Origin of the sequence: Burkholderia sp. Bp9016 (assembly GCF_003857765.1) — a bacterium.
GTDB lineage: Bacteria > Pseudomonadota > Gammaproteobacteria > Burkholderiales > Burkholderiaceae > Burkholderia.
The window spans coordinates 129499-144877 of sequence record NZ_QTPY01000006.1 but is presented as its reverse complement, the minus strand read 5'-3'; the positions used below and the strand labels follow the sequence as shown (position 1 = coordinate 144877).

Here is a 15379-nt window from a genome sequence, read left to right as displayed (position 1 = left end):
GATTTGCTTCCTCCGTCGTTCGTCAATGTCCTCGATGCGGACCGTTCAGCGCCCGACGCGCGGAAAGCGCGCCATCGCTTCGAGCGTGTCGAGTTCGATGTGATTGCGCATGTAGCGCTGGGTCGCATCGGTAAACGGCTGCCAGTCCCACGCCTGGATACGGCCCTGCGTCGTCGCCGCGTAATGGAAACGGCGCCGCCGCTGGCTGGCGCGCACCTGGGCATCGAGCTCGGGCAGGTTCCAGCGCTGCGCGGCCTCGGCGCGGAATGCGGCGAGCAGCCCGGCCGCCTCGGGCGTCCCGGCCAGGTTGGTGCGCTCGCGCGGATCGTCGGCGAGGTTGTAGAGCTGGTCGGGATCGGCCGGGCAATGCACGTACTTCCAGTCGCCGCGGCGGATCATCACGACCGGCGCGACCGCCCCTTCCGCGAGGTATTCGCCAAGGGCAACGTCGTGCGCGGGCTTGCCATGCAGATGCGGCACGAGGCTCGCGCCGTCGACCGGGTCCGGCCATCCGGCATCGGGCCGGCCGCCGGCCGGTGCGGCGCCGGCCAGGTCGACGAGCGTCGGCAGCAGGTCGACGTGCGACACGGGCCCGCGCACGCGCGCCGCGTCGAAGCGGTTCGGCGCGTGGACGATCAGCGGCACGCGGCAGCCGCCTTCGAAGAACGTCATCTTGTACCAGAGCCCGCGCTCGCCGAGCATGTCGCCGTGGTCGGACGTGACGATCACGATCGTGTCGTCGGCAAACCCGCATTGCTCGAGCGCGGCCAGCACGCTGCCGAACTGCGCGTCGACGTAGGACGTCGCGCCGTAGTACGCGTGGCGCGCGGCACGGATCTGCGCGTCGGTCGGCGGCGTGCGGTCGTTTTCGCAGACGAAGCGCAGCCGCCGAGAATGCGGATCGCTTTCCGCCGCATCGAGTCGCACGGTCGGCATGTCGATTTCTTCGTCGCTGTACAGATCCCAGTATTCGCGCGTGATCGCATACGGATCGTGCGGATGCGTCAGCGACACGACCATGCAGAACGGCCGCTCGTCGCGCCCGGCCGCGCGCTCGCGCGCGACGTCGTACAGCTTCTGCTTCGCCGCGAACGTGACTTCGTCGTCGAAGTCGAGCTGGTTCGTGCGCACGCAGGGGCCGGCCTCGAGCACCGAGCTCATGTTGTGATACCAGCTCGGCCGCTCGGTCGGCTGATCCCAGTCCGGCACCCAGCCGAAGTCGGCCGGATAGATGTCGGTCGTGAGCCGCTCCTCGAAGCCGTGCAGCTGGTCGGGGCCGCAGAAGTGCATCTTGCCGGACAGCATCGTCCGGTAGCCGCCCGCGCGCAGGTAGTGCGCGAACGTCAGCGTTTGCGCCGGCAATTCGGCGGCGTTATCGTAGGCGCCGATACCCGACGGCAGCTTGCCGGTCAGCAGCGAGAAGCGCGACGGCGCGCACAGCGGGCTCGCGCAGTAGGCGGCGTCGAACACCACGCCTTGCGCGGCCAGCCGGTCGAGCGTCGGCGTGCGCGCGACGCGGTTGCCGTAAGCCGGCAATGCGAACGGCGTGAGCTGGTCGGCCATCAGGATCAGGATGTTGGGAGTCGGGTTCGTCATCAGCGGTCACGGTGAAATCGGTGTTCGAACGGAACGGCGCGACGCTCGGACAGCGACGCAGCCGGCATGACGGACGCAGCTTGAAGAAAGTGCCGCGCGCACCGGCCGCGACTGGCTAGAATCGCGGAGGGCCTGGCGCGGCGCCGTGCCGTCCGAAGCACTATCTCCCGCCCGAATTCGGGCGGGAAGGCATCCTCCCCTTATGGGGCCATTAGAGAGACTTATGTCGAAACCCGAAGCGTTACCGTCGATGCAGGCGCTGCGCGCGTTCGAATCGGCCGCCCGTCTCGCGAGCTTCACGGCCGCCGCACGCGAGCTGGGCTCGACGCAGCCGGCCGTGAGCCAGCAGGTGTTCCAGCTGGAGGCGGAGCTCGGCGTGCCGCTGTTCGAGCGCAGCCCGCGCGGCGTCACACTGACGACCGACGGCCAGTGCCTGTACGAAGCGGTGCGGCAGAGCCTCGATACGCTGCGCGGCGCCACGGCGACGCTGCGCGCGCGCCGCGAGCACGGTGCGCTCACGATCGTCACGGATTTCGGGTTCGCCACCTACTGGCTGATGCCGCGCCTGGCCGGCCTGAAGCACGTGATGCCGGACGTCGACGTGCGGGTCGTCACGTCGCAGGATTACGACGCGCAGCGCGACCATGCCGACATCGCGATCCTGTTCGGCGACGGCCACTGGCCGTCGTGCACGGCCGCGCGCCTCTTTCCGGAATCGGTCACGCCCGTCTGCTCGCCGGCGTTTCGCGCCGCGCACCCGCACGTCGCGCGGCCCGACCACCTGCATGCGCTGCCGCTGCTGCACGTGCAGCCGACACGCCCCGAGCGCTGGCTGTCGTGGGCCGGCTGGTTCGACGCGCATGGCCTCGATGCGCCGGCCGCCGCGCGCGGCGTGACATTCAACAGCTATGCGCTCGTGATCCATGCTGCACTGCTCGGCGAGGGCGTCGCGCTCGGCTGGTCGCCGCTCGTCGACGAGCTCGTCGCGTCCGGGCAACTGGTGAAGCTCGTCGACGCGCCGGTCGTCACGTCGCGCGGCTACTTCCTCGTGCGGCCGCCGCAGCGGCCCGAGCCGGACGCGACCCATGTGTTCCGGCGCTGGCTGCTCGACGCCTGCGCGCCGGCATGACCGGCCGCCCGGCGGCCTGAAAACCGCCGCATGACCGGCTGCGCGCCGTCCGTCCGTGCTGGCGTACCGATACCAGCCACACGGCGCGTTGGTTCTATCCGCGCAAAAATCGTCCTGATTTACTTGAGTCTCCCGCTACCCGCGTCGCGCGGCACCCCGGTGCGCCGCCGCGAGGGTTCGCGCCCCATGACACCCGAGGATTCTCATGACTGCCGACTCACGCCCCGATCAATTCGTCCTGACGCTGTCGTGCCCGAGCGCGGCCGGCCAGGTCGCCGCCGTCGTCGGCTTTCTCGAGCGCCATCGCTGCTATGTCGATGCGCTGAACGTGTTCGACGACGATCTCAGCAACCACTTCTTCGTGCGCTGCGTGTTTCATCCGACGGATGAGACGCTGCAGATCGACGCACTGCGCCAGGAGTTCGGCCCGATCGCAGCCAAGCTCGGCGGCAACGCCGAAGGCGATGCGCAGTGGGCGATCCACGACGTGAGCGCGCGCCCCAAGGTGCTGATCATGGTGTCGAAGCTCGAGCACTGCCTCGCGGACCTGCTGTTCCGCTGGCGGATGGGCGAGCTGAAGATGGACATCGTCGGCATCGTGTCGAACCATCCGGACTTCGAATCGCTCGCCACGCAGCACGGGCTGCCGTTCCGGCACTTCCCGATCACGGCCGACACCAAGGCGCAGCAGGAAGCACAGTGGCTCGACTTCTTCGAGTCGAGCGGCGCCGAACTCGTGATCCTCGCGCGCTACATGCAGGTGCTGTCGCAGGAAACGAGCGCGAAACTCGCGAACCGCGCGATCAACATCCATCACTCGTTCCTGCCCGGCTTCAAGGGCGCGAAGCCGTATCACCAGGCGCATGCGCGCGGCGTGAAGCTGATCGGCGCAACCGCCCACTTCGTGACCGACGATCTCGACGAAGGCCCGATCATCGAGCAGGTGGTCGAGCGTGTCGATCACGCGTTGCGGCCGGAGCAACTGCTCGCGGTGGGGCGTGACGTCGAATCCATCACGCTCGCGCGGGCGGTGAAGGCGTTCATCGAACGGCGGGTGTTCCTGAACGGCGACCGGACGGTGGTGTTTCCGTAACGCGTGACGAGCGGGCGGGACCGACCGCTCGTCACGCGCAAGCCGCCGGCACGCGCGCAGGCGCCGTGCCGATTCGCCGCGCCCGGGACGCGCGCCGTCCGAAACCGGTCATTCCCGAAATCAAGCGGCTTCGATCGCGCGAAGCGGGCGATGCAGGCGGCGACGCCGCCTCCCCATGAACGACGAAAGCCCGACCGCTTGCATGCCGGTCGGGCTTCGTCGGTGCCGCATGATCGATCGCAACGCCCGCGTGCGGCTTGCGGGCGTCGCGCACCGTCACGCAGCCTCGCGCGTCACTTCACCCACGCAAGGTAATGCGACAGCCAGATCGTGAGCGCCGCCCCGATCAGCGCCGCATACGGCATCAGATTCAGCCACATCGCGCGCTTCGGCACTTCGAGCTCCATGTCGCGCTGCATCTGCGCGGGGAAACGGCCGCGATCCTGCCAGTAGTGGCGGAACAGGAACACCGGCACGATCAGCAGCATCGCGATCAGCCCGTTGCGCAGCGTGCCTTCGCCCTGCAGGTTCGCACCCGCGCCGACGTAGACGAGGTTCGCATAGCCGCAGATCGAGCCCGCGACGAGCAGCCACGTCGGGCAGCGGAACGGCCGATCCCAGTTGCCGCGGTCCATCCGGTGGATCCAGCCCGACTGAAGGTTCAGGAATACGAACAACATGTAGCAGACGTTCGAGATCGACAGCACCGTCATGTAGTCCGACATCATCAGCAACACGAGGTTGAAGCCGAGATCGGTCCACATCGCGCGCGTGGGCGAGCCATGCTCGTTCACGTGCGACAGGTACTTCGGCAGCCAGCCGTCGACCGATGCCTGGTACAGCGTGCGCGACGATCCCATCATCGACGTCATCACGATCAGCAGGATCGACAGCATCAGCATCACGACGACCGCATTCGCGACCCACGCGCCGCCACCGACAATCTTCGCCATCGCGGCCGCGACACCCGTGCCGTCGCCAATCGCCGGATCGAGCATCGCCTGCGTGCCGAGCGCGCCCTGGAACGCCATCGGCACGAGCGTCATCACGACGAGACACAGCGCGCCCGACCAGAAGATCGCCTTCGCGGTGTCGCGACTAGGATCGCGGAATTCGCGCGTGTAGCACACGGCCGTCTCGAAACCGTACGACGCCCATCCCGCCATGAACATCGCGCCGAGCGCCATCGTGACGCCCTGCCCGTTCCACGAGCCGAACGTCGCGGCCGTGAGGTTGCCGTGCGCGTCGTGACCGAGCGGCAGCAGCGGGAGCAGGTTCGACATCGGCACGTCGCCGGTGACGAACGGCACGATGCCGACGATCAGCAGCGGCGTGAGCGATGCAATGCCGAGAATGCGTTGCGTACGTGCAGCCTTCGACGCACCGCTGTGCTGAAGCTTGAACGTGATGAGAAGCAGGATCGTCGCGATGATGAACGTCGCGTTGATTCTCAGGGACAGGCCCGGCTTGATGAAACCGAGATCCGCGATCCTGAGCTGCCAGTGCAGCACCGCCGCATCGGCGGGAAAGAGACTCGTGAGCGCATAGCTCGCCGCGAGGCCGCAGCCGAGCGCGAGCATCGGCGACCACGCGAGCCAGTTGCACCACACGGAAACCGGGGCAATCAGCTTGCTGTAACGGACCCAGCCGATCGCGCCGTACACCGACGCGCCGCCCGATTTATGGGGAAATAGCCCCGATATTTCCGCATAAGTCGCGCTTTGAATCAGCCCCATCGTGATCGCGGCGATCCAGATCGCCCACGCGGGCTGGCCGATCGTCGTACAGACTCCGCCGATCGTGAACAGCACGCCAGCCGGCACGCCGCTCGTTACCCAAAATGCATCCTTCCAAGTCAGGCCACGATGCAGCGTGTGGCCCGTCGAATCATGTGAGATGGTTGTTCCAACATCACTGGTGCGGTTCGCACGCAGTCCTGCCTGACTCATCCAATTCCTCCTGTGATGACTCCGCACAAGGGCCGTAGTGTAACAACTTATGCGCTTTTTTGCAGAATCGGTAAAAGAAAACCGGGATATGGCTGCATCGAATCACGATTGTTTCGGATTCCTGCATGCCATTCCCGGCATGTTGTTATGGTGTTGTGCGTGGCGAATCGCCGCGGGCTTACTGCACGCCGTCAGTCCACGAATTCACGCGGTCCGCATGCGCTGCAATCCAGGCATCGGCGGCTGCTTCCGGCTTCGAACCGCTCTGGATCGCGAGCATCACGCTGTCGATTTCGCCCGGCTTCCACTGGAATTTCTTCAGGAACGCGACAACCGGCTTGGCCTTCGTTTCGAGCTGCGGATTCACGACGCTGTCGACGTGTTCCGCGCCGCCGAACACCTTCTTCGGATCCTCGAGGAAGCGCAGTTTCCACTTCGCGAACATCCAGTGCGGCGCCCAGCCGGTCACGATCACCGGCTTGTTCGCATTGATGGAGCGCGACAGTTCGGCCGTCATCGCACTGCCCGAACTCGGCATCAGCGTGTAGTTCAATCCGTAGCTCTTGATCGCATCGTCCGTCTTGCGCATCACGCCCGCGCCCGCATCGATGCCGACGATGCGGCCGCCGAAGCTGCTTTTCTCGGCGTTCAGGTCGTCGATGCTCTTCGCCTTCACGTAGGCCGGCACGATCAGGCCGATCTTCGCATCGGGGAAATTCGCGCCCAGATCGACGACCTTCGCCTTGTACTCGTCCCAGTACGAGCCGTGCGTGACGGGCAACCATGCGGACAGCGTCGCATCGAGGTCGCCGCGTGCCACACCCTGCCACATGATCCCGGCAGCGACCGGCACGAGCTGGACCTGGTAGCCGAGCTTCTTCTCGATCACGCGCGCGGCGACGTTGGACGTCGCGACGCTGTCGTCCCAGCCTTCGACGTAGCCGATCTTCAACGTCGGTTTCGTGTCGGCGAGCGCCGACGCGCTCAACGCCACCATCGCCGACAGCGCAGCGGTCCACAGAATTTTTCCAAACAGTTTCATGGTCGATCTCCTTGATATGCGCACACCGCGCGTTGTCTCTCTAGGTTCTTCAACCACAATTCGGCGGTCCGGTTGTTTTGCGACGGATGCTTGTCCGGAGGCGACGCCTCCGGGCCGACCGATGGCGCGTCTGCTTTATTTGTCGATCACGAGATCCGACAACGGCTTGCTGCAGCACAGCAGCACCATTCCCTGGTCGATCTCGCGCTGGCGGATGCCGCCGTTGTGCTTCATCTCGACTTGCCCCGACACGAGCTTCACCTTGCAGGTGCCGCACATGCCCTGCGTGCACGAAGCGGGAAGCCGCACGCCGGACTGGCGCGCCGCGTCGAGCACATGCTGCCCGGAGCCGCATGCGATCTCGCGGTTGCTCTTCGCGAAGCTGACCGTGTACTGCCTCGTCGCGGCGTCGACGCCGTCGGCCGCCGGCACGAGTTCGGCGAGCACTTCGTCGCTCGCGGTCTGCGCGAGCGTCTCGAACGAGAAGCTTTCCTCGTGATACTGCTTGCGATCGAAACCGGCCTCGTCGAGCAGGTCGCGCACGGCCTTCATGTACGGCGCGGGGCCGCACGTGAAGATCTCGCGCTCCATGAAGTCCGGTGCGATCAGCTTGAGCAGCGGCAGCGTCAGGAAGCCCGTGACGCCCGGCCAGTTGGTGCGCGCACCGACGCGCTCGACGACGAACGACGTGCGGAAGTTCGTATGGTTCGAGGCGATCAGGTCGAGTTCGCGCGCGAAGATGATGTCGTCCGGCGTGCGTGCGCTATGCACGAACAGGATGTCGCGATCCTCCGCGAGATCATGGTGCGCACGGCTCATCGACATCAGCGGCGTGACGCCCGAGCCTGCCGACAGGAACAGGTACTTGCGCGCCGGATGCCGTGCGCACGTGAATTCGCCGGCCGGGCCGAGCACGCGAACCGACGCGCCCGGCTGCAGGTTGTCGTGCAGCCAGTTCGACACCTTGCCGCCCGGCACGCGCTTGACCGTGATCGAGATCGTGTGCGGCCGCGCCGGCGACGACGAGATCGTGTAGCACCGGTTGATCGTCTCGCCTTCGATGTCGAGTTCGAGCGTGATGAACTGCCCGGGCTCGAACGAGAACGCACGGCCTTGCGGCGAACGGAAGAAGAAGCTCTTCACGTCGTGGGTTTCCTGCCGCACGTGGCAGCACACCAGCGTTTCCTCGACGTCGCTCGTCCAGCGCTCGGGCAGCGCGCTCCAGAACGCCGGGTGCGTTACCCGGCTGTCCGCCGGCTCGAAATTGGCCGCATCTCGCATCATGTCTTGCTCCGCTTGTTCGCTACCAAGTACTACGCGCCGGTTTTTTCGGCGAGCCGGCCGATGTACCAGGCCGAGAATTTTTCGACGAGACCTTCCGTGAACGGCGAGTACGGGCCCGGCTCGTACGCGCTGCTGGTCGCGCCGCGCTGCGAGAATTCGACGAGCGCGCGATCCTGGTCGTTGGTCGCATTCCACACGGCCGTGAGGTTCTTCACGTCGTAGTCGATGCCTTCCTTTGCATCCTTGTTCACGAGCCACTTGGTGCGCACGAGCGTCTTGCCGGCCGACAGCGGAATCACCGAGAAGGTCACGATGTGATCGCTCATGAAGTGGTGCCACGAGTTCGGCTGCGTCCAGAACGACAGGCCGCCGAGGTCGGCCTGGTCGAACTGGCCGAGCAGCTTCTTCGACGCGACCTTCGCATCGAGCGTCTGCGATTCGCCGTGGCGGTCGAGCGGCAGGCGCTGCGTGCGGAAACCCGTCACGTCGAGCAGCTTTTCGATTTCGGCGGACGGCAGCCCCATCTCGGCCCACTCCTTGCCGCGGCGCACGCAGGTTTCCGCGAAGGCGTCCATGCCTTCGGCGTTCGCGTCGGAGCGCTGGTAGCCGAAGCCGTATTCGTACAGCGAGATCGTCAGCTCCGGATGGTTCGCGACGCAGTGATAGCACTCGCGGTTGTTCTCCATCGTGAGCTTCCAGTTGCCTTCCTCGATGATGTCGATCTGCGCGGCGATCTTCGTATTCGGCAGATCGTGCGGCAGCAGGTACGGCTCCATCTCGGCGCGCAACTGCGCGAAGTCGGCGGGCGGCTCGTCGGCAAGGCACACGAAGATCAGGCCCGCCAGATTCTGCACATGCACGGACTTCAGGCTGTGCTTGCAGCGGTCGAACTTCTCGCCCATGTGCTCGGCGAACATCAACTGGCCTGTCAGGTTGTAGGTCCAGCTGTGGTACGGGCACACGATGTTGCCGACCGAGCCTTTGTCCTCGTTGCACAGACGCGCGCCGCGGTGGCGGCACACGTTGTGGAACGCGCGGATTTCCATGTCGTCGTCGCGCACGATCAGGATCGAGTCGCTGCCCAGTTCCACGGTCACGTAGTCGCCCGGCTCGGGAATATCCGGTTCGACCGCCACCTGGATCCAGTGCTGGCGGAAAATCGCCTCCATGTCGAGGGCGAAAATTTCCTCGCTCGTATAGAACGGCGCCTCGAGGCTGTAACCTTCCTTGCGTCGCTCGATCAGTGCGCGAATGTCTGCCGATACTTTCATCGTTTGCTCCGGATTCCTTGCATCCCAGTGTGGTTGCCGACAGGCATCAAAATTCAGTAGTCGATGAGTTGATGCTCGCGCAAATACGCGAGGATCACTTGTGCTTTTTCGACTGAACTCCCTTCATTTACGACGTTGCCGCCACGGCTTTCGGTCGTCGTCGCGGACAGCATCCGCGCATGCCCGGAGCGCTTCTCGGCAGCCACGAGCTTTACGGGTTTACGCTCGATCGGACCGACCCGCCACGCGGCGGCGTCGGCATCCGCACCGGTCGCCGCGAGCGCTGGACGGATCGCGCCGGCCCGCAGCCGCGCATACGCATAGCGCGGCTGTGCGTTGGCGAGCGGATGAACCGCGATGACGGCCGGCAGCGCCGCGTCGACGCGCCGCCGCAGCCCTTTCGGCAAGAATTGCCGCACGGCCGCGCGGCCGCCTTCGACCGTCACGTCGACGGCCGAGCCGACGAGCGGATAGCCGAGCGTCGCGGCGACGCGATACGGCAGCATCCCGGTGTCGTACGCGCCCTCGGCACGGGTGCCGGTCAGCACGAGGTCGTAGTCTTCGACGCGCGCGGCGAGCGCATGCGCGGCATCGTCGCCGTCGCGGCAGGCCAGCACTTCGACCTGCCGCGCGCCGAGCGCGAGGTATTCAGCAAGCGCTTCATTCGCAGGGTCGCCCGCGTGGATCACGTCGAGCTGCGCGCGATGCTTCTCCGCGAGCTGGCGGCCTGCTTCGAGCGCGGCCGCGTCGTTGCGGCTGTAGCGCGCGGCACCGCTGACGGGGTGTCGGCCCACGGACACGAGCACCGCGATGCGTTGCAACTGGCGGGGGGCGTTCATGCTGCGACTCCTTCCGTTTCACGGCTGCCGACCGCAGCCGGCGATTGTCCGCGCGACGCGCGCGCGGCCTGCACCTGTTCGATCAGCGCGGCGATGGTCGCCTGCGCGTCGCCCACCACCGTCAGGTTCGCGCGCTTCGCGATCGGCGCGCTACCGTCGAGGTTCACGGCGATCACGTGGCGGCAGTCCTTGATCCCCTGCAGATGCTGCACCGCGCCGGAGATGCCGAACGCGATGTACACGCTCGCCTCGACCGTCTTGCCGGTCGCCCCCACCTGCTTGTCGCGCGTGAAGTGACCGTTGTCGACCGCGACGCGGCTCGCGCCGATCGCCGCGCCGAATGCGCCGGCGAGGCGCTCGAACGCGCCGATGTCGGACACGCCGTTGCCGGCGGACACGATGAAGTCGGCTTCCTCGAGCGCGACCTGAGCCGCATCGATTTCCTCGAGGCCGAGATCGCGGTACGTCTGCGCCGCGTCGCCGGCCGGGCGGATGAAGCCGGCCGCCAGGCGCTCGCCCGCGCCGACGAACGGCAGTTTCGCTTCGACCGCGTTCTGCGCGAGCAGGATCACGTCGGGCAGCCCGCGCGTCGCGAACGCCCGTCCGGCCTGCGCATACGCGCCGACATGCTTCGCGTCGATCTCGACCACGTGGGTCGCGACGCTCGCTCCGGCGGCTGCCGCGTAACGCCGGCCGAGGTCGCCGTCGCCGGTCGCGTTGTCGGGCACGAACACGTGCTTCGGCGCGAGTGCCGCCGCGCAGGCCAGCAATGCCTGCAATTCGCTTTCAGGCGCAAACGCGCGACGGTCGAAATCGGCCAGCTCGATCAGCTTGTCGACGCCGAGTTCCGCGGCGTCGTCCTTCAGTTCGCCGAATGCCAGCAGCGCGACTTCCGTCTGCGCGTCGGCGAGCACCGCGGCGGCGGCGATCGCCTGCCGCGTGTGATCGTCGAGCGCGCCGCGTTCGGTGTGCGCCACCACCAGCATCACGTGCTTCGGATCCTGCACCGCGCGGCGCGGCTTCGCAGCCGCCACGCCGTGACCGTGCGCAGACCATTGCGCGTTCGCATCGGCGCTGCCTTCCTCGCCGAGCGTGATGCGCTTCAGGCCCTCGGCCGTGATGATGAACGGCCGGCGCGGATCGATTCGTTTGATCGTGTTCATCGATTCACTCCAGCGAGGCGGCAACGAGTTCGGCCACGTCAAGCACGTCGGGGCGCGGGCCCACGACGCCTTCGAGCATCGCCGTGCAGTTCGGGCAACCGACCGCGACCACGTCCGCACCGATCGCGCGTGCGTCGGCGATACGGATATCGGGAATACGCTGCTTGCCCGGGATGTCGGTCAGCGGTGCACCGCCGCCACCGCCGCAGCAGCGGCCGCGCATGCCATTGCGCTCCATCTCGACGACCTGGATGCCGATCTTCTTCAGCAGCTTGCGCGGCGATTCCGTTTCGCCGTTGTAGCGGCCGAGGTAGCACGGGTCGTGATACGTGGTGCGCTTTTCGCGCAGCGCTTCGACGGCCTTCGGCGCGATCTTGCCGGTATCGGCCAGCTCCGCGAGGTACGTCGTGTGATGCTTGACCGTCACGCGCAGCCCGAGCGCGCGGTATTCGTTGCGCAGGCTGTGCATCACGTGCGGGTCGGCCGTTACGATCTGCTTGTACGACAGCGAGCCGAGCGTCGCGATCAGGCGCTTTGCCATCTGCTGGAACGTCGCTTCGTCGCCGAGGCGGCGGGCGACGTCACCGGTATCGGTCTCGGTCCCGCCGAGCACCGCGTAGTCGACGCCGGCCTTGTTCAGCACCTTGACGAACGCGCGCAGCGTGCGCTGGTAGCGCATGTCGAACGCGCCTTCGCCTGCGACGAACAGCACGTCGACCGGCTTGCCGGCTTGCGCGACGGGCGCGTTCAGGTCGACCGACCAGTCGTAGCGTGCGGCCGTGTCGTAGCCGCCCATCGTGCCGGTCTCGCGCAGGTTCGCCAGCACTTCCTGGCCCTTGCCCGGCACCGTACCGTGCACCAGCGTGCGGTTGCGGCGCATGTCGACGATCGCGTCGACGTGCTCGATCAGCATCGGGCATTCCTGCACGCAGGCACGGCAGGTCGTGCACGACCACAGCGTCTGCTCCTCGATCAGGCCGGACACGATCGGGCCGTTCGGCTCGCCGCGATGCTGGCCGACCGCGAGGCCCGGCGTCGGGCTGCCGGCGTACGCGGCATCGGTGCCGCCCGCCATCCCGACAACGAGATCCTGGATCAGTTTCTTCGGGTTCAGCGGCTGGCCCGACGCGAACGCGGGGCATGCGGCTTCGCACTTGCCGCACTGCACGCACGCGTCGAAGCTCAACAGCTGGTTCCAGCGAAATTCGACGGGCTTCGCGACACCGTACTCCTCGTGCGCAATGTCCGGCAGCTTCAGCGCGGTCGGCGGCGTGGCCGTGCCGCTACCCGTGAACGAATCACGGGTAGCCGCAAAACGCTCCTGGCGCGGGTGGAACGCGAGGTGCAGCAGGCCGGCGATCGCATGCTTCATCGGGCCGCCCTTTGCGGCGCCGACGGTCATCGTGAATGCACCGGCACCGATCAGCAGCGCGCAGAGCACCGCAAAGGCGCCGGACATCGCGCCGGTCGGCACCACCATGAACAGCACGAGGCCCAGCGCGAACGAACCGAGCATCCACGGCAGCGTATTCCACGGGCCGCGCGACAGGCGTGCGGGCACGTCCTTCGCCGCACGACGGCGCCATACGAACACCGCGCCGACGAGCATCGCGAGCGCCGCGAGGAAGATCAGCTTGTCGAGCCACGGCGAGTAGATCGCGAGGCCGTAGTTGACGAACACCAGTGCGAGCGCGGCGATCGCTCCGCCCGCGGTCGCGACGTGGGTCTTCGCGATGTACGGATCGCGGGCAACCACGTGGTGCAGGTCGACGAAGTAGCGTTTCGGAATCGCGAACAGGTTCGCGACGCCGAACGAGCCGGGTGCGGTGGCGCGCCCGAGACGCCAGTAGGACGAGCGCTTCGCGACCGCGAACGCGAGCCCCGCCACCGACAGCCACAGCAGTGCGGTAATGAGGAAAGCCGGATTCATCTTTAGAAATCCTTGACGAGACGCAGCGAGTCATAGATCGCACCGTGGACGTTGTGCATCGAGATGCAGTCGCCGACACGGAACAGCAGGAAGCGGCCGTTGCCCAGCTCTTCCGACAGGCACGGCTGCGGCTCGGCCGCGAACAGCGTGTGCGGATCGATCTGGCCGCGGTTCACCGATTCAGGCTTGAGCTTCCAGTACAGGTCGTCGTTCGGCGACGAACCGTTTTCGATCACCACCTGGTCGACCGCACGCTCTTCCAGTTCTTCGGTGTATTCGTTGCGCAGCACGGCGATCTTCTTGCCGTCCTCTTCGTACACGCGATCGAGCATGTAATTCGGCGTCGGGATCACGCCGAGCGCATACAGGCGGCGGTAGAAGATCGGGAACGTCGTGCCGCCGCAATCGTCGGCTACCTTCACGTCGGGCGTCACGACCTCGACCTTCGAGCCGCGGCTCGCCATGAAGTCGGCGACGCCCGCGCCCGCATGCGTGCTCACGCCGTCGAACAGCAGCACGTTCTGCTTCGGCTCGACCTTGCCGGTCAGGATGTCCCACGAGCTGACGGCGAGCCCTTCGGCCACGCCCCAGGCAGGCACCTGCCACGTGAAGCTCGAACCGCCGGTGGCGAGCACGACGATGTCCGGCTTCTCGGCCATGATCATCTTCTCGTCGGCGGCGACGCCGAGGCGGCGATCGACGCCCAGGCGCCTGGTTTCCATGTCGAACCAGCGGATGATCCCCGACATCTGTTCGCGCTGCGGCGCCTTCGCGGCGATCATCACCTGGCCGCCCACTTCGGTGTTCTTTTCGAACAGCACCACGTCGTGGCCGCGCAGCTTCGCGACACGTGCCGCCTCGAGCCCCGCGGGGCCCGCGCCGACCACCACCACCTTGCGCTTCGGACCGCGCGACTTCTCGATGATGTGCGGCATCGTCGCTTCGCGCGAGGTGGCCGCGTTCTGGATGCACAGCACGTCGAGGCCGTTGTACTGGCGGTCGATGCAGTAGTTCGCGCCGACGCACTGCTTGATTTCGTCTTCGCGGCCGTCACGGATCTTGATCACCATGTGCGGATCGGCGATCTGCGCGCGGGTCATGCCGACCAGGTCGATCATGCCGTTCGCGAGCAGGCGCTCGGCCTGACCCGCATCGCGGATGCTCTGCGCGTGCATCACCGGAATCTTCACCACCGACTTGATGCCGGCCGCGAGGTGCACGAACGGCTCCGGCGGCAGCGCCATCGGCGGCATGCAATTGGCGATCGTGTTGTGGGTGTCGCCGCCCGAACCGACCACGCTCAGGTAGTCGATCAGGCCCGTTTCCGACATCGCCTGCGCGATTTCCTTCAGCGCTTCGTGGTCGAGGCCGTCTTCGTGGAATTCGTCGCCGCACATCCGCAGGCCGACGCAGAAATCCTTGCCGACTGCCTCGCGCACGGCCGTCAGCACCTCGATGCCGAAGCGCAGACGGTTCTCGAGGCTGCCGCCCCATTCGTCGGTTCGATGGTTCGAACGCTTGCTCCAGAACTGGTCGATCAGGTGCTGATGCGCGGCCGAGATTTCGATGCCGTCCATGCCGGCCGCCTTCACGCGCTTCGCGGCTGCCGCGAAGTCGCCGATGATGCGGCGGATTTCCTCGATCTCGATGATCTTCGCGTTACCGCGATGCACCGGCTCGCGCACGCCCGACGGCGACATCAGGTGCGGCCAGTGCTCGCCGTGGAACGACGAGCGGCGGCCCATGTGCGTGGCCTGGATCATGATCTTCGCGCCATGCTTGTGCATCGCATCGGCCAGGCGCGTCAGCGGATCGATGATCTTGTCGTTCGACAGGTTCACCGATTTCCACCAGCCCTGCGGGCTGTCGATCGACACGGGGCTCGAGCCGCCGCAGATCGCCAGGCCGACGCCACCCTTCGCCTTCTCTTCGTAGTAGCGGATATAGCGGTCGCCCGGCAGGCCGCCCGGCTCGGCATACACCTCCGCGTGCGCGGTGCTGACGATCCGGTTGCGCAGCGTCAACTGGTTCAGCTGCATGGGTTTGAACAGGTGGGGATAACGCATCGCAGGCGACCTCTGGC

Annotated in this window: 11 protein-coding genes; 2 read left to right on the top strand and 9 right to left on the bottom strand. The window is 66.6% G+C overall.

The genetic code is table 11. From position 1 onward, the window contains the following. Nucleotides 1–45: 45 nt before the first annotated feature. Nucleotides 46–1596 carry a choline-sulfatase gene (gene betC / locus DIE13_RS09680; protein WP_124826933.1) on the bottom strand — a complete coding sequence of 517 codons (1551 nt, stop codon included), beginning with the start codon at nucleotides 1594–1596 and terminating at the stop codon, nucleotides 46–48. A 202-nt stretch (nucleotides 1597–1798) separates the two neighbouring features. Between betC and DIE13_RS09670 the strand changes: the two genes are divergently transcribed. Together DIE13_RS09670 and purU are read left to right on the top strand one after the other, a co-directional pair. Beyond that, a complete protein-coding gene (locus DIE13_RS09670) occupies nucleotides 1799–2725 on the top strand; it encodes a choline sulfate utilization transcriptional regulator (RefSeq protein ID WP_124826932.1) in 927 nt (308 codons plus the stop codon). A gap of 205 nt (nucleotides 2726–2930) precedes the next feature. Beyond that, nucleotides 2931–3818: a formyltetrahydrofolate deformylase gene (purU, locus tag DIE13_RS09665; RefSeq protein WP_124826931.1), complete on the top strand. Its 888-nt coding sequence runs from the start codon at nucleotides 2931–2933 to the stop codon at nucleotides 3816–3818. A gap of 293 nt (nucleotides 3819–4111) precedes the next feature. On the opposite strand, the gene DIE13_RS09660 is transcribed toward purU, so the two are convergent. From DIE13_RS09660 to DIE13_RS09625, 8 genes are all read right to left on the bottom strand, one after another. Continuing rightward, the gene (locus tag DIE13_RS09660) at nucleotides 4112–5767 is read right to left on the bottom strand and encodes an APC family permease (protein ID WP_124826930.1); all 1656 of its coding nucleotides are present in this window, start codon (nucleotides 5765–5767) and stop codon (nucleotides 4112–4114) included. Nucleotides 5768–5945: 178 nt separating this feature from the next. Next, entirely contained in the window at nucleotides 5946–6809 is an 864-nt protein-coding gene (locus DIE13_RS09655) for a glycine betaine ABC transporter substrate-binding protein (RefSeq protein WP_124826929.1), read from the bottom strand. Between the two features lie 135 nt (nucleotides 6810–6944). Continuing rightward, the gene (locus DIE13_RS09650) at nucleotides 6945–8093 is read right to left on the bottom strand and encodes a hybrid-cluster NAD(P)-dependent oxidoreductase (protein WP_124826928.1); all 1149 of its coding nucleotides are present in this window, start codon (nucleotides 8091–8093) and stop codon (nucleotides 6945–6947) included. 29 nt (nucleotides 8094–8122) lie between these two features. Beyond that, entirely contained in the window at nucleotides 8123–9364 is a 1242-nt protein-coding gene (locus tag DIE13_RS09645) for an aromatic ring-hydroxylating oxygenase subunit alpha (RefSeq protein WP_124826927.1), read from the bottom strand. Nucleotides 9365–9417: 53 nt separating this feature from the next. Beyond that, nucleotides 9418–10203 carry an electron transfer flavoprotein subunit beta/FixA family protein gene (locus DIE13_RS09640; protein WP_124826926.1) on the bottom strand — a complete coding sequence of 262 codons (786 nt, stop codon included), beginning with the start codon at nucleotides 10201–10203 and terminating at the stop codon, nucleotides 9418–9420. Then, a complete protein-coding gene (locus DIE13_RS09635; RefSeq protein ID WP_124826925.1) occupies nucleotides 10200–11366 on the bottom strand; it encodes an electron transfer flavoprotein subunit alpha/FixB family protein in 1167 nt (388 codons plus the stop codon). Before DIE13_RS09635 ends, DIE13_RS09640 begins: the two co-directional genes overlap by 4 nt. A 4-nt stretch (nucleotides 11367–11370) precedes the next feature. Beyond that, nucleotides 11371–13296, bottom strand: a complete 1926-nt coding sequence (locus DIE13_RS09630) for a (Fe-S)-binding protein (protein ID WP_124826924.1) — start codon at nucleotides 13294–13296, stop codon at nucleotides 11371–11373. Nucleotides 13297–13298: 2 nt separating this feature from the next. Then, on the bottom strand, nucleotides 13299–15362 hold the full coding sequence (locus DIE13_RS09625) for an NADH:flavin oxidoreductase (protein ID WP_124826923.1): 2064 nt from the start codon (nucleotides 15360–15362) through the stop codon (nucleotides 13299–13301). Nucleotides 15363–15379 lie beyond the last annotated feature (17 nt).

Coding starts and splice junctions, on each gene's coding strand:
- DIE13_RS09635 (WP_124826925.1), bottom strand. CDS start 11,366: ATGAACACGATCAAACGAATCGATCCGCGCCGGCCGTTCATCATCACG.
- betC (WP_124826933.1), bottom strand. CDS start 1,596: ATGACGAACCCGACTCCCAACATCCTGATCCTGATGGCCGACCAGCTC.
- DIE13_RS09645 (WP_124826927.1), bottom strand. CDS start 9,364: ATGAAAGTATCGGCAGACATTCGCGCACTGATCGAGCGACGCAAGGAA.
- DIE13_RS09625 (WP_124826923.1), bottom strand. CDS start 15,362: ATGCGTTATCCCCACCTGTTCAAACCCATGCAGCTGAACCAGTTGACG.
- DIE13_RS09670 (WP_124826932.1), top strand. CDS start 1,799: ATGGGGCCATTAGAGAGACTTATGTCGAAACCCGAAGCGTTACCGTCG.
- DIE13_RS09640 (WP_124826926.1), bottom strand. CDS start 10,203: ATGAACGCCCCCCGCCAGTTGCAACGCATCGCGGTGCTCGTGTCCGTG.
- purU (WP_124826931.1), top strand. CDS start 2,931: ATGACTGCCGACTCACGCCCCGATCAATTCGTCCTGACGCTGTCGTGC.
- DIE13_RS09630 (WP_124826924.1), bottom strand. CDS start 13,296: ATGAATCCGGCTTTCCTCATTACCGCACTGCTGTGGCTGTCGGTGGCG.
- DIE13_RS09655 (WP_124826929.1), bottom strand. CDS start 6,809: ATGAAACTGTTTGGAAAAATTCTGTGGACCGCTGCGCTGTCGGCGATG.
- DIE13_RS09650 (WP_124826928.1), bottom strand. CDS start 8,093: ATGATGCGAGATGCGGCCAATTTCGAGCCGGCGGACAGCCGGGTAACG.
- DIE13_RS09660 (WP_124826930.1), bottom strand. CDS start 5,767: ATGAGTCAGGCAGGACTGCGTGCGAACCGCACCAGTGATGTTGGAACA.